This window comes from Paenibacillus sp. FSL K6-0108, from assembly GCF_045040695.1.
GTDB classification, from domain to species: domain Bacteria; phylum Bacillota; class Bacilli; order Paenibacillales; family Paenibacillaceae; genus Paenibacillus; species Paenibacillus pabuli_B.
Genome location: NZ_CP150288.1, coordinates 5,962,969 through 5,982,324, shown reverse-complemented (window position 1 = coordinate 5,982,324; position 19,356 = coordinate 5,962,969). Strand labels below are relative to the sequence as shown.

Here is a 19,356-nt window from a genome sequence, read left to right as displayed (position 1 = left end):
TGAATGAATATGAAATGTCCAAACTGTAGTTCCAAAGATATTGGGAAAATCGGTTCCCACCAGTTTTATTGCTGGGGATGCTTTATCGAATTGACAGTGAACGGTGAGAAAATGTCTGTATATCAAGTGGAAGAAGACGGCACGCTCAGTTCCCTCGATGATTTGTTCTTCGGGGAAGAGCTGCCGCAAGACTTCCCTCATCTTCATGCTTCTTCTTAATAAGAAGCTTAACTTCTTCTATATGCGGTTTCATGACAAACATTGTCATTGAATGCTGTCATGAAATGATGACAGATGTATATAGCTGCGGTTACATAGAGGTTCAATGGGACTTGTATGAATATATGAGATCCCGGCTCACAAGATGCGTCTTCTTCATCATGAAGGGGGCGCTTTTTTGTTTTTGATGAAATGGTTGGTCTGCATTTCTGTGCGGCGATAATAAATATTCTCTTCCTTACATATACTGACTTTCAGAGCCAGTCCAAAAGGGAGAGATGCAAGTGGAGCAATTAACCAAAAACAAGCTGTTCCGTTATGCCATCTGGCTGTTACTCGGATTGATTATTCTGTATTTTATCTGGCTGCTGCGTCCATTGCTGCTTCATATATATGGATTTCTGAAAACCGTACTGGCACCATTTATCGTGGCCCTCATCATTTCGTATGTCCTCAATCCGATTGTAAGCATGCTGGGAGGACGCAAGGTCCCTCGAACCATTGCTGTGTTGTTAATCTATGCTTTTTTCCTCACCTGTATCGGGGTCATCCTGATGAATGTCATTCCGGTGTTGATTGAACAGCTGGAGGAATTGAACGAACATATGCCGGAGCTGTCGATGCGTGCCCAGAGTCTGATGAACAATATGGATCACAAATTAATGCCGCCAAGTGTGCGTACGGGTATGAACAGCTGGTTTTTTCAGATGGAGGATCGGCTGACCCAGGGCATAACAAAGCTGATGGATAATATCGGGACAACCATTAATGTGTTGTTCAACGTATTTATCGTGCCATTCCTCATTTTCTATATGTTAAAAGATTTTGAGGTGTTTGAGCGTACGATTGTGGCGTACCTGCCTCGCTCACGGCGCAAGGCCATTGTTTCGGTCATGAAAGAGATTGACACGGCCTTGGGAAATTATATACGAGGACAGTTTATCGTTTGTGTTATTGTAGGCATCTTTGCCTACATCGGTTATATCATTATTGATATGCCTTACGCACTGCTGCTCGCCAGCATTGTCGCTGTATTTAACATCGTGCCTTATCTTGGCCCGTTTCTTGGAGCTGCTCCTGCGGTGGTGATGGCTTCTACGGTATCGTTTAAAATGGTTCTTTTTGTTGTCATCGTGAACACATTATGCCAGGTGCTGGAAAGCAACGTTGTTTCCCCCCAGGTGGTGGGGCGAACATTGCATTTGCATCCATTGTCGATTATCTTCGCGCTCCTTGTAGGAGGTGAACTGGTAGGCATAGTGGGTCTCATTCTGGCGGTGCCCGTCTTTGCTGTTCTGAAAGTGATTGTGCAGCACTTTTTTGCATATTACATCAAACGAAGAACGGATTGACCGTAGCAACGGTCTGCTCCCAAGGGGTGCGTTGACACCATATAGGCATATCGATATAATAAAGGTGTATGTTTAAGAATAAGAAATCGATGATGAAATGAAGTACGCCGAGGGTTCCTTTTCTCAGAGAATAGACTTCTTCGGATCAGATGTAATCTGAGCCCGATGGCTGGAAGAGTCTTGAAAGTTGAAGCGGCGGAAAGCTGATTTCGGAGTGCAGGACAACCCTGCCGGAAGCGACCGTTATTTCGCATCAACGAGGAGATTGTTTGTTTCATCTGCGGATGAACAGCAATAACCAGGGTGGTACCGCGATTACGATCGTCCCTGACTATTCAGGGGCGTTTTTTGTGTTTGTTTTTACCTGTTAACAACCCGGAGCGAATATGCACCGGACTATTATAATTAATTGGGGGCACTCTGTATGAAAGCCAGTGAAATCCGGTCCAAATGGATAGAGTTTTTTGCAAGTAAAGGTCACAAAATCGAGCCAAGCGCATCACTTGTACCTCACAATGATCCATCCCTTCTGTGGATTAATGCGGGCATGGCACCATTAAAACCATATTTTGACGGTCGGGAGAAACCGGAGAATCCGCGTCTTGCCAACTCTCAAAAATGTATTCGTACGAACGATATTGAAAATGTTGGTAAAACTCGCCGTCACCATACGTTCTTCGAAATGCTTGGTAATTTCTCCATTGGAGACTACTTCAAGGAAGAGACGATTACTTGGGCATGGGAATTTCTCACAAGCAAAGAATGGATCGGTTTCGATCCGGAACGTCTCTCTGTAACGGTATATCCTGAGGACGAAGAGGCCTTCAAATTGTGGAATGAAAAAGTAGGCTTGCCTGCTGAACGTATTATCAAACTGGATGAAAACTTCTGGGATATTGGCGAAGGCCCGTGTGGACCTTGTACCGAAATTTTCTATGACCGCGGCGAAGCTTATGGCAATGACATGAGTGATCCCGAGATGTATCCAGGCGGAGAAAATGAACGTTACCTGGAAGTATGGAACCTGGTATTCTCCCAGTTCAATCACAACAAGGACGGCAGCTACACACCGCTTCCGAACAAAAATATTGATACAGGTGCAGGACTTGAACGCTTTGCTTCCATTCTGCAAAATGTAGATTCCAACTTTGACACAGATCTATTCCAACCGATGATTCAAAGAACAGCGGCTCTTGCCGGTGTGAAATATAATGACAGCGTAGAGATTGACGTTGCCCTAAAGGTCATTGCCGACCACATTCGGACCGTTGCCTTTGCTGTAGGTGATGGCGTTCTGCCAAGCAATGAAGGTCGCGGATATGTCATTCGCCGTTTGCTCCGTCGTGCCGTACGCTACGGAAAAGTGCTGGGACTCGACCGTCCATTCCTGTATGAACTGACAACAACAGTCGGTGAAGTGATGGGAGTGTATTACCCAGAGGTGGTAGACAAGCAAGAATTTATCGCCAAAGTGATCAAAACCGAGGAAGAACGTTTCCACGAAACACTTAGCGACGGATTGGCTATTCTGGCAGACATCAGTGCTGGAGCTAAATCCGAAGGTCGCACGGTAATCAATGGTCCGGAAGCATTTAAACTGTATGATACGTACGGTTTCCCGTTTGACCTGACCGAAGACTATGCGGCAGAGCATGGCATGACTGTTGACCGTGAAGGATTCGATGCCTCGATGCAGGAGCAGCGTGATCGTGCACGTGCAGGACGCCAGGAAAGCGAGAGCATGAAGGTTCAAGGCGGACCGCTTGCTGATCTGGAGGTTAAAAGCGAGTTTGTTGGTTATAATGACCTGTTGACGGAAGCAAAAGTGGTAGCCATCGTTGCTGGTGATGCACTGGTAGACTCCGTAAGCGAAGGACAGACATGCCAGGTCATCCTTGACAAGACTCCGTTCTATGCGGAAAGCGGTGGACAAGTAAGTGATCAGGGCTTGCTACGCGGTGCAAGCGTAACAGCGAAAGTGCAAGGCCTGTTCAAAGCTCCGCTCGGACAACACGTGCATCTGGTGACGGTAGAATCCGGTGAACTGCGTGTAGGTGAAGTGATTAAAGCGGAAGTCGATGCTTCCAAACGCGGCGATATTATCAAAAATCATACCGCAACCCATTTGCTGCACAAAGCGCTCAAAGATGTGCTCGGAACACATGTAAATCAGGCAGGATCACTCGTAGAGCCTCAACGTCTGCGTTTTGACTTCTCACACTTCGGCAGCATTACGCCGGAAGAATTAACGGAGATCGAGCGTCAGGTGAACGAACAGATCTGGAATCGTCTGAACGTAAACATTGAACTGAAAGCTATTGATGAAGCCAAAGAAATGGGCGCAATGGCATTGTTTGGTGAAAAATACGGCGATATCGTACGTGTGGTACAAGTCGGAGATTATAGTTTGGAACTTTGTGGCGGCTGTCACGTAAATAATACATCAGAGATCGGTATCTTCAAGCTGGTGAGCGAGAGCGGAATCGGCTCCGGCGTACGTCGGATTGAAGCTGTGACTGGCCGCGGCGCGTATCTGTACGTAGAAAGTCAGCTTGAATTGCTCAAACAATCCGCATCCCTGCTCAAAGCCAATGTGGCGGACGTGCCTAAACGCATTGAGGGTCTGAATCAGCAATTGAAAGAAGCTGCCAGAGAGACTGAATCACTGCAAAGCAAGCTGAGTGCCATGGAAGCAGGCTCATTAACAGATCAAGTGGTACAAGCAGGAAATAAACAATTGCTTGCAGCTCGTGTGGATGCTCCGAACATGGATGCACTGCGCACAATAGCTGATGAATTGAAAGTAAAACTGCCTGATGCAGTGCTCGTACTGGGCGCTCCAGCTGATGGCAAAGTGAATTTTGTTGTAGCTGTCCCTGCTGAACAGGTAAAACAAGGATTGCATGCAGGTAAAATCGTCAAGGAAGTTGCGGCAGTGTGCGGCGGCGGAGGTGGCGGACGTCCTGATATGGCACAAGCCGGAGGCAAGGATGCGAGCAAGCTGGATGAAGCGTTGAAACTGGCGGTTTCACTGGTTAGTGAGCATACTGCATAAATCGAACGAGTGGCTTTCAAACGCCAAAATATAGTTCGAAGGGGTTCTGTTCGTTTATACGGAGGTTGGATCGGGATGCTTCTTCCCGTCCAACTTTTGTACCCGAGAGCGAGTGGAATCGAATGATGCAATATGCTGAAGCCAGTAAAGGACAAGCAAAAAACACATTTGGCTTATCCTTTGTTTACTTGTGGCAGTCAGAATATGTTATTATATAAGCAGAAATCAATTCGGCAGGACATGGTCCCCATGTTCATGCAGGAGCGAGGTGTCATCAATGGACTCCATGGATAAGACGGTTAAATTTAATGTGAAAGCCGACGAGCAGGAAGCATCCTCCAAAGAGATTCTTCTCACGGTATATGATGCACTGGTGGATAAGGAGTATAATCCTATTAACCAGATTGTCGGGTATCTGATTTCTGGAGACCCCGCATACATCCCTCGTCACAACAATGCACGCAGTCTGGTCCGTAAAAAAGAACGTGATGAGCTGATTGAAGAGCTTGTTCGTTCTTATCTGGCCAATCACCGGTAATGTACATCGCTTCCGCTGTGATGCAGCCTTGCGGGCAGCGGGAAATGAACCGACAGAAGACAGCCTGAAGCTTGAGAAGGCGAAAATTGTTCGACCTGAGCAGGCTTGAGGATGGGAGAGCATGGATGAAAATATTAGGTTTGGACTATGGGGACCGGAGAATCGGAGTTGCCGCTAGTGACGCCTTCGGTTGGACTGCCCAGGGATTGGAAGTACTTGAACGCCGCCGGGATGAAGGTGAGTTCGCTCGGATTGCGGAGCTTGTGCGTGAGCATGAGATCGGTGAGATTGTTGTCGGACTTCCCAAAAACATGAACGGCACCGTAGGGCCGCGTGGTGAAATATGCATTGCTTTTGCCGAACGCCTGCGGGGCGAACTGAATTTACCTGTTCACCTTTGGGATGAACGGCTGACAACCATGGCAGCAGAACGAACATTGCTTGAAGCGGATGTCAGTCGCAAAAAACGCAAGCAGGTTGTGGACAAAATGGCCGCAAGCCTGATTTTGCAAAATTATTTGGATGCCAATAGTAAAAGGTGAGGGGGATCAACAATGGCTGAAGATCAACTGGGTATGGAAGAAGAATCGGAGATTATTTACATTGCGGATGACGAGGGTAATGAAGAGGAATTCGAAGTCATCATGAAATTCGAAGTGGACGGTTCGGAGGCCAAGTACATGATGGTTGCTCCGGTTGAACCCGAAGATGGAGAGACGGATGTTTATGCATTCCGTTATGAAGAAGAGGGCGACGATATTAAACTTTTCGTCATCCAAGATGATGCCGAATGGGATATCGTCGAGGAGACGTTTAATACATTTCTTGCAGAAGATGAAGAGGAAGCGAACTAAATGACAGAATACAGCCGCGAAGACTTGAAATGGACAGATTCGCTGCGTCTGGCTTTTGGTGCTCACGTTGAGCTGGAAGAAGAGAACGGTAAATCGCATCCGTATGACCTGCTGGCTGAGTTTGAAGTGAAGGGCCAACAGTATGCAGTGCTCCGCAGTTCATTGCGTCCTTATGACGAAGTTGAACTTCTGCGGGTTTTACCGGGAAGTGAAGGCCAGATCATGCCGGAGTTAGTTACGATTGACGATGATGATGAGTGGGAGAACATCTCTGAATTGTATGATGAGTGCACACTCCCCATTGACGAGGATTGATTATCAGCTTCAAATTGAAGAAACCGGAAGGGCGGAGAAGTCCGCTCTTTTTGGTTGTGTAAAGGAGTTGTATCTTTTTTGAAAGGAAAAGAGATTTTAGTCTTTCTGCTTATCATCGTGGTTGTTGCCGGAGGCGCAGGTGCATATGTCTGGAACATGATGCGTCCGGTACAAGCATCCACAGAACCGATCGTTTTCGAGATCAAGAGCGGGTCGGGAACTTCCAAAATTGCGGACCAGTTGGAGCAGGAAGGTCTGATTCGGAGTGGTTTAGCCTTTAAGGGATACCTGAAATGGAAGAAACAAGGGTCGAATTTTATGGCAGGTACATACTCCATAAATCCAGGCGTATCATACGATGAGATTATTAATAAGTTGAATAATGGTGAAGTTGTGCCCGAATCCATGATCAAGTTTACTATTCCTGAGGGATATACGGTGTTACAAATGGCAGACAAACTGTCTGCTGAGGGAATTGTGGATCGGGAGGAATTTATCAAACTTGCCGATGATCCATCTGCTTTTGATATTGACATTCTTAAGGACATTCCAGTGGATGAAGAAATGCGATATGTGCTGGAGGGATATCTGTTCCCAGAGACGTATGAGCTGAAAGAAGGAAGTTCTACTCATGAGGTCATGCAGCGAATGATTGAGGAATTCCAGACCAAGGTTGATTCTATCCCTGATTTGGCCTCCAAACTCAAGGAGAGAAATTTGTCTTTGCATCAAGTGTTAACGATCGCATCGCTTGTTGAGAGAGAAGTCGTGGTGGATCAGGAACGCGCGCTTGTGGCAGGTGTAATCTATAATCGGATTAACCAGGATATGAAACTGGAGATCGATGCTACAGTTCAGTATTTACTTGATAAGCCGAAGGCCAGATTGCTTTACAAGGATCTGAAGGTGCAAAGCCCCTATAATACGTATCTGAACAAAGGGCTGCCACCTGGACCGATTGCAAGTCCAAGTCTGGCCTCTATTGAGGCAGCGTTGGAACCGGAATCTTCGGATTACCTGTTCTATGTGACCAAGAAGGACGGTACATTTGGACATCTTTTTGCCAAAACATATAGGGAACATCAGCAAAATATAGCCAAAAGTAAGGCTGCGCAATAAGCGGAGGGGATGTATATGAGTACGAAACATGAACTGCTCGTTACGGCGGCAAATGTGAAAGAGGCAGAAGTGCTGCTCCAAGCAGGAGCAGATGCTTTGTTAATTGGGGATGATCGCTTCGGCATGCGTCTTCCCGGCAGCTTCAGTGTGGAAGAAACAGCAGAGGTTGTTGCCGTTGCAGCGAAACATCAGGCTCGTGTATATGTGTCTATGAACAATCTGATGTCCAACGAACTGCTAAAGGAATTGCCTGAATATGTTCAAGCACTGGGGAAAATCGGTGTTCATGGTGTTGAATTCAACGACCCGTCTGTGCTAGCTGCTATTAAGGAGTATGCTCCGCATATCCAGCTGCACTGGAACGCTGAGATGACATCAACCAACTATGCAACGGCCAACTATTGGGGGACCAAAGGCGCGAGTCGTGTCGTGCTTGCTCGGGAGCTTAATATGGACGAGCTGACAGAGATGGTCCCATTTCTGAAGGTGGAGGCCCAGGTTCAGGTGCATGGCATGACGAACATATATCATTCCAAACGAAATCTGGTGCAAAGTTATATGTCCCATCAAGGTCGTCCTGTAGAGGGACACTTGGGTAAAGAGCGTGGTTTGTTTCTGATCGAGGCTGAACGCCGGGATGAGAAGTTCCCGATCTATGAAGATGTGAACGGGACTCATATTATGAGTTCGGAGGATATCTGTATTCTCGAAGATCTCCATCTGTTAATGGAGGCCGGGGTACACAGCTTCAAAATCGAAGGCATGTTAAAACCGCTTGCGTATAACGAAGCTGTTGTACGTGCATACCGTATAGCTCTGGATAGTTATGCGGCAGATGCCGATGCTTATGCATTTTGTGAAGAATGGCTGGACGAAGTTCGTCAATTGCAGGACCCTGAACGGGAGTTGTCGTTTGGATTTTTCTATAAAGAACAGGTGTATTAATAGACGAGGTGAACAACATGGAAACAGTGGCGGTACAGCGGAAGTTCTCGGGTAAACGTAACCGTCTGGACAAACCGGAGCTGCTTGCTCCGGCGGGCAATCTGGAAAAACTTAAATTTGCAATCCACTATGGTGCAGATGCTGTGTATATCGGTGGACAGGCTTATGGACTCCGTTCCAACGCGGATAACTTTAGCTTTGAAGAAATGCGTGAAGGTGTGGAATTTGCCAAAAAATATGGAGCCAAAGTTTTCGTGGCCACTAATATTTACGCGCACAATGAAGATATTGAAGGAATTCAAGCGTATTTGCAAAACTTGTATGATGCAGGAATTGCAGCTATTATCGTAGCAGATCCAGCAATTATTGAAGTGGCTCAACGTGCCGTACCAGGTTTGGAAGTGCATTTGAGTACACAACAATCCACTCTGAACTGGCAAGCTGTGAAGTTCTGGAAGGATGAAGGGCTCCCACGCGTCGTTCTCGGACGTGAGACAAGCTTTGAAGAAATTGAAGAAATCAAGGCCAATGTGGATATCGAGATCGAAGCATTTATTCATGGAGCGATGTGCTCATCATATTCCGGACGTTGTGTGTTGTCCAACCATTTTACGGATCGGGACTCCAACCGGGGGGGCTGCTGTCAATCCTGCCGCTGGAAGTATGATCTGTTTGAAGATGCCCGGGAAGATACCGTGTGGGTCAGCGAAGAAGAAATGCAAATGCAGGCACCTGCACCATTTAAATTGGGAGAGAACCAGATTCCCCTATTCCAGGAGCAGGACAATTCTTTTTCCATGGGTTCGAAGGATCTGTGCATGATTGGGCATATTCCTGAGCTGATTGATGTCGGTGTGGATAGTTTCAAAATCGAGGGACGCATGAAGTCCATTCACTATGTGGCAACTGTAGTTAACGTATATCGTCAGGCCATCGATTCTTATATGGCTGATCCGGAGAATTATGTATTGAAGCCTGAGTGGGTAGAGGAAATGAACAAGGCAGCGAATCGTCCGCTCAATACCGGATTTTTCTATGATACACCGGATCATGAGGATCACATCTATGAACCGGAAGAAAAAGCGGTACCTTACGACTTTGCCGGATTGGTTATGGACTATGATGCGACTACAGGAATGGCGACCATTCAACAGCGCAATCATTTCAAACCGGGACAGGAGATTGAATTTTTCGGTCCGGGAGGCACCTTTTTCAAGCAGGTTGTTGGAGAACTGCAGGATGAAGCTGGAAATATCCTAGATGCAGCCCGTCACCCGTTACAGCGTGTAAAAATGAAGGTAGATCAACCTGTTTCCTACTTTGATATGATGAGAAAAAAGAAGTAGGTGCAAATACCTATATTTTAACAAAATAATGCTATGATTTAGCAATATAGTGTTATAAAATTTACAAATTTGACCTCCGTATATCGGCACATGGGGGTCTTTTTTTTATAGAAAAATAGGAAAAAAGTTGTAATTAATTTCGAAAAAACGAAAGGGGAAAAGAGAAAGTTGTCGAATACTACATATTTATAGGGGAGAGAAAGAAAAATCCAACAAGTAAATTACTGGCAGGTGAATGGGATTGGTTCAAAAGAAGCAGAAAGACAGTGGGGAAGAATTGACAACACCCGAGAAGGTTAAGCCCGAGAAAGTTCAGAAAGTGAAGAAAGAAAAAGTTGTTAAAAGCAAGACAGGGGATGCTCCAGGCCATAAACCCTCTAAATTGGGCGGGAGTAAGCTGAAGTTGGGATGGAATAAAGCAAAAAACCAATTGAAACAGCAGAACTGGAAAAATGTTGGGGGAACAACGTTTACACAGATTAAAAAGGCTAATCCGGTTAAATCGGTAGGCGTTAAACTGTTTTTGATCTTTTTTGTAGGAATCATGTTTTTTGTCATTGGTTTAGGCCTATTATCCTATGCTAAAGCCAAAGATACGATTGAGAAGAATGCATCCCGATCAAATCAGGAAACCATTGAACAGACTAAACAAAAAATGGACATTATTCTGGAGCGGTTTGTAGATACATCCACACAAATTTTCTTCGATCCGGAAATGCAGTCCTTGCTTCAGAAGATGTCTGATAAGAATTTGTCCGCATATGATACGTTTGTGAATTCAAGCTCCATCAACAAACAATTATCGAATATTGCTTTTACGAATAAATCAATGGAAGCGATTTATCTTGTGCCTACAGACGAAACAAGGTCTACCATGGGTACAGGTGGCAGCAGTTCTTCCATGGGCGATATTCGTAATGAGGCCTGGTACGATGAGTTGGTTCAAGCAGGCGGATACCGCTGGCTTCCAACAGAAGTCAAAGAGGATGGCAGCGCATCAACGTTCCGAATTGCCCGTTCAATGAAGAATCTGCAAGGGACAACCCAGTCCTATGTGTTAATCATTGAATTAAAATTGGAAGTGCTGGAGCAGCAATTGAAGTCTCTCGACTTGGGTGAAGGCGCAATCCTCCAACTCATTGCTCCGGACAATAAGGTTGTAGCTTCAACGATTGCTGATCGTACAGGGAAAGATACGGATTTGGGATTTATAAAAGAGTTAAAAGAAAAATCCGGCAGCATGAATACAGAGTATACGATGGATGGAAATTCAACCAATATGCTGGCGTCATACAGCACCATGGATACATCCGATTGGAAACTGATCGGGATGGTTCCAACTTCTATCCTGGTGAAAGATGCCAAGGGTATTCTGACATTGACTTTATGGATGGCATTGATCGATGCCGCTATTGCGATACTGATCGGTATTTGGATGGTTCGCATGATTGCCCGCCCAATGGGCAAATTGAAAGATCTGATGCAGGAAGGGGCAAAAGGGAACCTCAAGGTGCGTACACCCTATAGCTCCCAGGATGAGATTGGTCAATTATCGGCTGCATTCAATCTCATGATGGAGCAAATTACGAAGCTGGTGGAGCAAACCAACCGTTCTGCACAGGAGGTATTGGATACCGCTTCTGAGCTGAGCAGTGCATCCAAGAAAACTGCAGTTTCCGCTTCCGAGATTGCAGTAGCCACGGAAGAAATTGCAGGTGGAGCGAGCAGTCTGGCAACAGAAGCGGAGCGCGGTAATGAATTGACTGACAACATCTCCCGTCAGATGGAGAGTGTGGTTAACGCGAACGAACAAATGGGTGATTCAGCCCGTCACGTAGAGAAGTCCAGTCAGACAGGTACACAGCATCTGAATCAGTTGATGACTAAAACACAGAAGACTGAAGAAATGATCGGTGCGTTGGTAAACAAGGTAGATTCCTTGAAGGAGAGTACGTCTTCCGTTCTTAAGGTGCTTGATGTTATGCAGAATATTACCAAACAAACGAACATTCTCTCCTTGAATGCAACTATTGAAGCCGCTCGTGCCGGTACGGCTGGACGCGGATTCATGGTGGTAGCGAATGAGGTTCGCCAGTTGGCTGAACAATCCAGACAGTCCATTGATATGGTCGGCGACATTACAGACAAAATTATGACCGAAATGAATGAGACGGTGGATCAATTGTCTGCAGCTTATCCGTTATTTAAAGAACAAATGGATGCCGTGAAAGATACCAACGTCATATTTGCTTCAGTACAGCAGCAAATGGGTGCGTTTGTTGAGAGCCTGAGCATGGTTACTGGTTCCATCGGAGAATTGAATCAATCTCAAGGCACGTTGTCGGAAGCGATGAGTAATGTCAGCGCAGTAGCTGAACAGTCTTCTGCAACGTCCCAGGAAGTTGCCTCCTTAAGCAGTGAACAACAAAATATCAGCAACCAACTGGTGAATTTGTCTGCTAAACTGGAGAATGTGTCGACAGAATTGAAAGATACTTTGTCTCGCTTTACAGTCTAATTCGAGTCTATTTGATTCAGTCGAGAAGCCTGTCCCTAATAAGGGACAGGCTTTCTTGTTGTTACCGAATAATTCCATTGTGAATGAAGAATACTATGCCAAAATGCTGAACGGAGTGGCCTGATGCATGTACAACTGAAGCGGCGGATTTACGTTGCATGTATTTTTCTTACAGGTTTATTTGTTTTGCTGATGATTCGTTTGGCTTGGGTTCAGGTCATTCAAATCGACCGTACGATGCCAGGATTTCAACGTACCGTTCGTGAGATGTCCGTGTTGCAGCGAGAGCGAGGAGTGGTGCTGGATACGGGACGAGGACAGTTTGCCGATTATAAGGGGCGGCCCTTGACAGGCAAGCTGGAGTGGGGGTTGGTCCTTTTCCCGCATCTGGATCAATCAAGTCATTCATATCCATCCACGATGGCGAATTCGGAAGTTAAGGAATTGGCAGCCCTCTTGCATACCGATGTGAAATCGTTACAAAAGGAATGGAATCAAGGGAACGCACCCCATTTCTGGACAGCAGGTGCCCACCAGCCAATCACGTTGACTGATTCTCAGATTGCTCGCCTTCGTAAATTGAAGGCAGAGGGAGCAAGTGTATATCCCCTTATGACACGGTATGAACAAGCCGTTACGGGCATGCAATGGCTGGGTTATATTGCTGAACAGCCTGGATTTATGAATGCACAATTGGCTCACAAAAATGAGGTGAAGCAGCCTTTTGCGATGAAAACTGGAGCAGCCGGGCTGGAAAGAACATTGGAACCTTTATTAATGGGCATTGGGCCTACCCTCGTAACACGTATGGTCACAGGTTCAGGTGAGGTTATTCCAGAAATTCAGCCGCGCGTCATTGCACCTTCCAATACACACTATCCATTGCAGGTGGAGACGACAATCAATATCGATTTACAGCAAGGGATAGAGCAGATGGTGAAGAAGTCTGGAATGAAGGAAGGAGCAATCGTTGTCCTGGATGCAGCCAGTGCAGACGTACGTGCGATGGTTTCGGCGCCGTTCTATGATCCCCAGCATGTAGACCCTAAGCAAACGGCTTGGGCGAATCGTGCCGTGCAGGGAGCAGTACCAGGTTCCATATTCAAAATCGTTACAGCAGCGGCCGCGCTGGAATATGAAGCTGTATCTAAAGGGGAGACGTTCCATTGTGGTGGCGAGTGGGGGAAATATGGCCTGTCCTGCTGGAAGGAGCATGGGCATGGGACATTGAATCTGGAGCAAGGGTTTGCCGAGTCCTGCAATATTGTATTCGCAGAAACTGCTCGTCGTCTTAGTATGGATCAGCTGGAACGTACGGCAGATGTTTTGGGATTGGCACGTCCGATTGGCTGGGAGGGAGAGCAGGTCGCAGGAATACCGATTCTGCAACATTTTGATCATGAGGACGCAGGAAGAGTAAGATTGCCATTCATTTCTCCACACGATGAAGGGGCCAAGATACAGACGGCTATCGGTCAGCGGGACGTTCTGGTGACTCCATTGCAAGCGGCCAATCTGCTCGTTACTCTCTTGCATGATGGGAAGGTGAGTGCTCCACGACTCGTTCAGCGTATCAGGTATGCCGACGGTGATACGATGTTGAATATGCCGCTGCATGATTCACCTTCGTCAGCGGGACGAATATCACCAGCTACAGCCCATCAGTTGTTGTCCTGGATGAAGAAAGTGGTCCGTGATGGAACGGGAAAATCCCTGCAACATGCGCGGTGGCAGTTGGCAGGGAAGTCAGGTACAGCACAGGTACAGCAGCACGGAGAGAAACGCAACCATCAATGGTTCATCGGATATGGTCCTGCGGAACAACCCCAATATGCTGTAGCAGTCCTTGTCCAAAACGTTGCTCCAAGCAGCCGTCATCAAGCGACGGAGATGTTCAGGAAAGTGATGGATTACTTGGCTGAATTGTCATGAACCCCGGGTGGAGCAGGTTCCTGCACCGATGGCTCAGTGTTCCGACCGGGCGCTGAGCCGACCGGTGTGTCCATGACCAAAGGCGAGGATTCAAATTCATCTTTCGGCAAATGAATCCATTGTTGGAGGTAGCCTTGCTGCAGTAGTTCCTTAAGCAGAATCAGCAGTACCGGAGACAATACTACACCAGCCAGACCAAAGACAGACAGCGAGATCAGCATAAAGGAAAGCATCAAGTAAGCGGAAGAGACTCCGATCGAATTACCCGATATTTTGGGCTCCAGCAGCTGGCGTGTCAGCATGGTTACAGCCAGGACTATAATTAATCCTATCGCAAGGCTGCTATTCCCCACAATGAACAGATACACAATCCACGGAATGAATATAACAGGAACACCCAACAAAGGTACAAGGTCAAAAACGGCGCAGATCGCTGCGATGGTGAAGGCATTGGCAGTTCCCAGAATCAACAAGCCTGCATAAATCAATACAAAAGTGATTAACATCATAATCATCTGGGCCTTCAAATATGAACGAATCGTCTTGAATACATGATTACGCATAAATTCAAGAGCCAGTTTCAACGTTTTTGGTGTTTTGGCCCGTGCAAACTTCCGCCAGGATTCAATCTCAATACTGAGAAAGAACGCGAGAATAATGGCAATCCCGAAATTAGTAATAAAGGAAGAAAATGAACTGAGAAAACCGATAACGATTTGCGCACCACTGGTCACCCATTTGGACAGGAATCCGGTCAGAGTCGCAAAATAGTCATTAACCTTCTCGGTTATTCCGTCAGGTAAAGCATCGGACTTGTCCTGAATGAAATAAACCAGATTGGTGAATTCACGCTGAATCATCTCGATATAATAAGGGAAGTTATCCTGCAAATTAGAAATTTGGGATACGATAATTAATCCCAATCCAAAGAAGGCAGCAACAATAACCGCAAGAAACAATAACACCGAAATGGCAGCGCCCAAGGTTTTGGGTAATCCTTTGCGGTGCAGAAATCTTGCCAGAGGTTCGATCATCCAATACACTATAAATGAAAGAAAAACTGGCGCAGCCAATTGATATAATCGACTGAAACCGTACATGATAAAATACACGGTTAATACGAGCAGCGCAATGTCAAAGACGGTGCGCCCGTATTTTTTATAAAGCGGCAGCATGGGCAGGGCTCCTTTGCACGTCATTAAGGTAATAATTAGGATATATTTATTGTACACGATCGCTATCTTTTTGGGAAAAGAGGATTCAAGAAAAGGCTGAATTATGATAAAATTAAAGGCGGTTTATTTTGGTTAGTGCTATATTATGGCACGGTAATTCAGCAAGAGAAGCGGGGAGTTTGTAGCATGACAAATTTACTTCAGAGCATATTACTTTGGTTATTGTACATTTCATCTTTTTATGCCTTTATTCCGAGTTTGGTTAGCAGACTTTTCGGTTTTCGTGTGTTCAGGCGCGGGAAAAGTGAGACGGAGTTTTCCTTAACCTTTGATGATGGGCCAGATCCGGAATATACACCCAGATTGCTGGATTTATTGCGTCAGTATGAGGCAAAGGCAACTTTCTTTGTAGTCGGAGAGCATGCCGCCCGTCATCCCGAACTTATTCAGCGCATACATGAGGAAGGCCATCTTCTCGGAATTCATAATTATATTCACAAAACCAATTGGTTAATGCGTCCACGGACGGTTAAGAATCAGATTCAGCGGACGGGTCAAATTATACAAGAGGTTACAGGGGTTAAAACTTGTTATTATCGTCCACCATGGGGAATTATGAATCTGTTTGATTTTTTTAGTAAAAAAGATCGCCGGATCATACTATGGTCGTCCATGTTTGAGGACTGGAGAAGTAGTGTTGGCGTTGAGAAATTGACCGAACGAATGTTGAAGGAGCTAAGGGGTGGGGAGGTCATGTTACTGCATGACCGAGGGACTACTCTCGGCGCTGATGCACATGCGCCGGAGCATATGCTCCAGGCGCTCGAAGTCGTATTGCGGGAGGCGAACAGACAGCAGTTGCACAGTGTACGCATCGATACGTTGATGGGAGGCGTTACGGTGAGTGAATCTAAAAGCACGATTCAACCACAAACACAGTTATCACTTTGGAAACGGGTGGTCGTTGCGTTATGGTTAGGCTGGGAAAAGCTGTTTCATTGGTTATACCATTTGCATACAGCGTCACCAGAGGACCCCATGCTGCACTACCGCTCCCGTGTATATCATGGAGCGTTGGTTGAAATGGATGACGGCCATGTGATTCGTAATGGAGATCCGGTTATTGAACTTCATTTTGATAATAAAAAACTTTTCGATCTTGGCATGACTTCACGCTCAAGCATGCATCTGGCCATTCGCATGATTCGGGCTATGGAACAGCAACTTCCTGATTTGGCCCGGCAGGTCGCACTTGAACCTGAACTTCGTTCAGCCAAGGCTCTATATGGTGTGAGTATGATTAACCGGGGACCTGAGAAATTCGGGTTTACGGTTCGGGAGTTGGCTCCTGGGCCGTTCAGTTTTGCATCCAAAGTGTATCTGAAACTTCTGCTAAGCGTCATTCATCCGGCTGGAACGAAACGTCTGAAGCAGCGTTCTGAACAATTGGTTCCAAAAATGATTGCGATGCCGCTTGATGTGCTGCTGGATCGATATGGTCAGCACGCATTGGTGGCAGCGACATCGGAACAGTCCTCAGAGGAATTGTTGGTTCCTGAACAGGATCTTGTACCTGAACGAAACTGATTGCGAAATGAATAAAGAAAAGGGTTGCCCTTCGCCGAAGTCGGCTGAAGAGCAACCCTTTATTTATGTTTCCAGGTATAGAAATTCACCGGATATTGCTTGAATTAGATACTCAGTACGCCGCCGTTGCTTGCATTCGTTACCAGTTTGGAATAACGAGCGAGGTAACCGGTTTTTACTTTCGGTTCAAAGCCCTTCCAACCTGCGCGACGACGTTCGAATTCTTCGTCACTGATATGCAATTCGATGATGCGGTTATTCAGATCAAGTTCAATGATGTCTCCTTCTTCAACAAAAGCGATTGGACCGCCTTCAGCAGCTTCCGGAGAGATATGTCCGATACTGATTCCGCGGGATGCGCCAGAGAAGCGTCCGTCGGTGATCAGACCTACTTTGGCACCAAGGCCCATACCTACGATCTGGGAAGTAGGAGCGAGCATCTCAGGCATTCCTGGTCCGCCTTTTGGTCCTTCATAACGGATAACAACAACATGTCCTTCTTTTACTTTCCCGTTTGCAATGCCTTCAAGCGCTTGTTCTTGGGAGTCGAAGCAAATAGCAGGACCTTTGTGGTATCCGCCAACCGAAGCGTCAACAGCACCAACCTTGATGATGGCGCCTTGCGGTGCAAGGTTACCAAACAAAACAGCCAGTCCGCCTTTTTCTGAATGCGGGTTGTCCAGATGGTGGATGACATTAGCATCCTGAATTTCTCTTCCTTCAACGTTCTCACGGATTGTTTTACCCGTTACTGTAATGCAGTCACCATGAATCGCACCTGGTTTCTTGAGCAATTCGTTCAGAACTGCACTTACGCCACCCGCATTGTGTACGTCTTCGATGTGAAGATCGGAAGCAGGTGCAAGCTTCGCCAGATGAGGAACGCGGTTAGCCACTTCATTGATGCGCTCAATTGGGTACTCGATACCTGCCTCATGAGCCAGTGCGAGCGTATGAAGTACCGTATTCGTGGAACCACCCATAGCCATATCCAGTGCAAAAGCGTTGTCGATCGCTTCTACAGTAACGATATCGCGTGGTTTCAGATCCATTTTGATGAGTTCCATCAGTTGTTTAGCGGATTGTTTAACAAACTCACGACGCTCAGGAGCAACAGCAAGGATGGTTCCGTTGCCAGGCATAGCCAGTCCCATTGCTTCAGCGAGGCAGTTCATGGAATTCGCTGTGAACATGCCGGAGCATGATCCACATGTTGGACAACCAAACTGTTCAAGTTCAAGCAAGCTCTTATCATCAATTTTACCAGCTTGATAAGCACCTACGCCTTCAAATACGGAAGTCAGGGACAGAGCTTTACCATTGCTGTCACGACCTGCCTTCATTGGACCGCCGCTGACAAACACGGTAGGGATATTACAGCGGAGTGCGCCCATCATCATGCCTGGTGTGATTTTGTCACAGTTCGGGATACATACCATGCCGTCGAACCAGTGTGCAGATACAACAGTTTCCACGGAATCCGCGATAATGTCACGGCTCGGCAGCGAGTAACGCATACCAATGTGTCCCATGGCGATTCCGTCGTCAACTCCGATGGTGTTGAATTCGAATGGAACGCCACCGGCTTCACGAATAGCTTCCTTTACAATTTTACCGAATTCCTGCAGGTGGACATGGCCGGGCACGATATCGATGTAAGAGTTACAAACGGCAATAAATGGTTTGCCAAAGTCCTCTTCTTTAACGCCCGCTGCGCGGAGCAAACTGCGGTGCGGTGCACGGTCAAAACCTTTTTTGATCATATCGGAACGCATCTTCTTGGCTGACATGGTTTATTTCCCCCCAAATTTAAATATTGAGCAACATGAATGGAAATATAAATGGCAGTACATCTGTCGTTTAATTTCATCCGTACTCTAAAAAAATTGACCAGTGATACTGGTTTCGAGCTTCCCGTAGTTTGTGAAGTTCTTTGCTGCTTTAAACCCGTGAACAACCCGGTTTTTCTATAGAGTCTATCACAACCGTCGTCATATTTCTACAATTCAATAGAAAGAAGCTTCAATCCATTAGTGGAATGAAGCTTTCTTGATTTGATGCAATGCCTCAGGTGATTTTTCACCGCTACCCATGAGGATTGGTTAACTACTCCCGCCTTTACGGCCAATCTTCCGATAGAATTCTTTATTATGAGTTTCGGAAGTTGCTTCTCCACCCTTGCGTCCAATTTCCTTATAAAATTGAGAATCGTGCGCATCTGAAGTCGCTTCTCCACCTTTTTTACCTATCATTTGGTAGAAGCTCTGATCATGTTTTTTGGCTGTAGCCAAGCCTCCTAGTCGGCCTGCTTCTTCGCGACTCATTTTGTGTTCAGACGTCTGTGGACGTGCCATTACAAATCACTCCTTATATTATAAGTAGATTGTTGCAGCGCGTATTC

General features: G+C 46.3%; 16 protein-coding genes. 13 read left to right on the top strand and 3 right to left on the bottom strand.

What is annotated here, in order from left to right:
* The first annotated feature begins 9 nt into the window (after positions 1 to 9).
* From MHB49_RS27170 to MHB49_RS27115, 12 genes are all read left to right on the top strand, one after another.
* Positions 10 to 219, top strand: a complete 210-nt coding sequence (locus MHB49_RS27170; protein WP_024633070.1) for a hypothetical protein — start codon at positions 10 to 12, stop codon at positions 217 to 219.
* A 284-nt stretch (positions 220 to 503) separates the two neighbouring features.
* Entirely contained in the window at positions 504 to 1,571 is a 1,068-nt protein-coding gene (locus MHB49_RS27165) for an AI-2E family transporter (protein ID WP_405153711.1), read from the top strand.
* A 424-nt stretch (positions 1,572 to 1,995) separates the two neighbouring features.
* The gene (gene alaS, locus MHB49_RS27160; RefSeq protein ID WP_405153710.1) at positions 1,996 to 4,626 is read left to right on the top strand and encodes an alanine--tRNA ligase; all 2,631 of its coding nucleotides are present in this window, start codon (positions 1,996 to 1,998) and stop codon (positions 4,624 to 4,626) included.
* Positions 4,627 to 4,903: 277 nt separating this feature from the next.
* Positions 4,904 to 5,164, top strand: coding sequence for an IreB family regulatory phosphoprotein (locus tag MHB49_RS27155; RefSeq protein ID WP_024633073.1), 261 nt, complete (start codon positions 4,904 to 4,906; stop codon positions 5,162 to 5,164).
* 125 nt (positions 5,165 to 5,289) lie between these two features.
* A complete protein-coding gene (gene ruvX, locus MHB49_RS27150) occupies positions 5,290 to 5,706 on the top strand; it encodes a Holliday junction resolvase RuvX (RefSeq protein ID WP_076287768.1) in 417 nt (138 codons plus the stop codon).
* A gap of 12 nt (positions 5,707 to 5,718) precedes the next feature.
* Positions 5,719 to 6,018 carry a DUF1292 domain-containing protein gene (locus tag MHB49_RS27145; RefSeq protein WP_024633075.1) on the top strand — a complete coding sequence of 100 codons (300 nt, stop codon included), beginning with the start codon at positions 5,719 to 5,721 and terminating at the stop codon, positions 6,016 to 6,018.
* Complete coding sequence (locus MHB49_RS27140; RefSeq protein ID WP_024633076.1) at positions 6,019 to 6,333, top strand: DUF1292 domain-containing protein; 315 nt, start codon at positions 6,019 to 6,021, stop codon at positions 6,331 to 6,333.
* A 78-nt stretch (positions 6,334 to 6,411) separates the two neighbouring features.
* Entirely contained in the window at positions 6,412 to 7,452 is a 1,041-nt protein-coding gene (gene mltG, locus MHB49_RS27135; RefSeq protein WP_405153709.1) for an endolytic transglycosylase MltG, read from the top strand.
* Positions 7,453 to 7,467: 15 nt separating this feature from the next.
* The gene (locus MHB49_RS27130; RefSeq protein ID WP_247899061.1) at positions 7,468 to 8,397 is read left to right on the top strand and encodes a peptidase U32 family protein; all 930 of its coding nucleotides are present in this window, start codon (positions 7,468 to 7,470) and stop codon (positions 8,395 to 8,397) included.
* Between the two features lie 17 nt (positions 8,398 to 8,414).
* Entirely contained in the window at positions 8,415 to 9,743 is a 1,329-nt protein-coding gene (locus MHB49_RS27125; RefSeq protein ID WP_405153708.1) for a U32 family peptidase, read from the top strand.
* Positions 9,744 to 9,978: 235 nt separating this feature from the next.
* A complete protein-coding gene (locus MHB49_RS27120) occupies positions 9,979 to 12,261 on the top strand; it encodes a methyl-accepting chemotaxis protein (RefSeq protein WP_405153707.1) in 2,283 nt (760 codons plus the stop codon).
* Positions 12,262 to 12,384: 123 nt separating this feature from the next.
* Entirely contained in the window at positions 12,385 to 14,193 is a 1,809-nt protein-coding gene (locus MHB49_RS27115) for a peptidoglycan D,D-transpeptidase FtsI family protein (protein WP_405153706.1), read from the top strand.
* Here the strand turns inward: MHB49_RS27115 and MHB49_RS27110 are convergent.
* Positions 14,172 to 15,368 (bottom strand): AI-2E family transporter, encoded by a 1,197-nt coding sequence (locus MHB49_RS27110; RefSeq protein WP_405157251.1) that lies wholly within the window; start codon positions 15,366 to 15,368, stop codon positions 14,172 to 14,174. The two genes, MHB49_RS27115 and MHB49_RS27110, sit on opposite strands and share 22 nt — an antisense overlap.
* Before the next feature lie 186 nt (positions 15,369 to 15,554).
* Here MHB49_RS27110 and MHB49_RS27105 point away from each other — a divergent pair, with 186 nt between their 5' ends.
* On the top strand, positions 15,555 to 16,955 hold the full coding sequence (locus MHB49_RS27105; RefSeq protein WP_405153705.1) for a polysaccharide deacetylase family protein: 1,401 nt from the start codon (positions 15,555 to 15,557) through the stop codon (positions 16,953 to 16,955).
* Between the two features lie 104 nt (positions 16,956 to 17,059).
* On the opposite strand, the gene ilvD is transcribed toward MHB49_RS27105, so the two are convergent.
* Both ilvD and MHB49_RS27095 read right to left on the bottom strand, forming a co-directional pair.
* Positions 17,060 to 18,745, bottom strand: a complete 1,686-nt coding sequence (gene ilvD, locus MHB49_RS27100) for a dihydroxy-acid dehydratase (protein ID WP_247899056.1) — start codon at positions 18,743 to 18,745, stop codon at positions 17,060 to 17,062.
* Positions 18,746 to 19,057: 312 nt separating this feature from the next.
* The gene (locus tag MHB49_RS27095) at positions 19,058 to 19,309 is read right to left on the bottom strand and encodes a KGG domain-containing protein (protein ID WP_282189418.1); all 252 of its coding nucleotides are present in this window, start codon (positions 19,307 to 19,309) and stop codon (positions 19,058 to 19,060) included.
* Between the last annotated feature and the right edge of the window lie 47 nt (positions 19,310 to 19,356).

Coding starts and splice junctions, on each gene's coding strand:
- ilvD (WP_247899056.1), bottom strand. CDS start 18,745: ATGTCAGCCAAGAAGATGCGTTCCGATATGATCAAAAAAGGTTTTGAC.
- MHB49_RS27145 (WP_024633075.1), top strand. CDS start 5,719: ATGGCTGAAGATCAACTGGGTATGGAAGAAGAATCGGAGATTATTTAC.
- MHB49_RS27130 (WP_247899061.1), top strand. CDS start 7,468: ATGAGTACGAAACATGAACTGCTCGTTACGGCGGCAAATGTGAAAGAG.
- MHB49_RS27125 (WP_405153708.1), top strand. CDS start 8,415: ATGGAAACAGTGGCGGTACAGCGGAAGTTCTCGGGTAAACGTAACCGT.
- MHB49_RS27170 (WP_024633070.1), top strand. CDS start 10: ATGAAATGTCCAAACTGTAGTTCCAAAGATATTGGGAAAATCGGTTCC.
- MHB49_RS27140 (WP_024633076.1), top strand. CDS start 6,019: ATGACAGAATACAGCCGCGAAGACTTGAAATGGACAGATTCGCTGCGT.
- alaS (WP_405153710.1), top strand. CDS start 1,996: ATGAAAGCCAGTGAAATCCGGTCCAAATGGATAGAGTTTTTTGCAAGT.
- MHB49_RS27110 (WP_405157251.1), bottom strand. CDS start 15,368: ATGCTGCCGCTTTATAAAAAATACGGGCGCACCGTCTTTGACATTGCG.
- MHB49_RS27095 (WP_282189418.1), bottom strand. CDS start 19,309: ATGGCACGTCCACAGACGTCTGAACACAAAATGAGTCGCGAAGAAGCA.
- MHB49_RS27155 (WP_024633073.1), top strand. CDS start 4,904: ATGGACTCCATGGATAAGACGGTTAAATTTAATGTGAAAGCCGACGAG.
- MHB49_RS27105 (WP_405153705.1), top strand. CDS start 15,555: ATGACAAATTTACTTCAGAGCATATTACTTTGGTTATTGTACATTTCA.
- MHB49_RS27115 (WP_405153706.1), top strand. CDS start 12,385: ATGCATGTACAACTGAAGCGGCGGATTTACGTTGCATGTATTTTTCTT.
- MHB49_RS27120 (WP_405153707.1), top strand. CDS start 9,979: ATGGGATTGGTTCAAAAGAAGCAGAAAGACAGTGGGGAAGAATTGACA.
- ruvX (WP_076287768.1), top strand. CDS start 5,290: ATGAAAATATTAGGTTTGGACTATGGGGACCGGAGAATCGGAGTTGCC.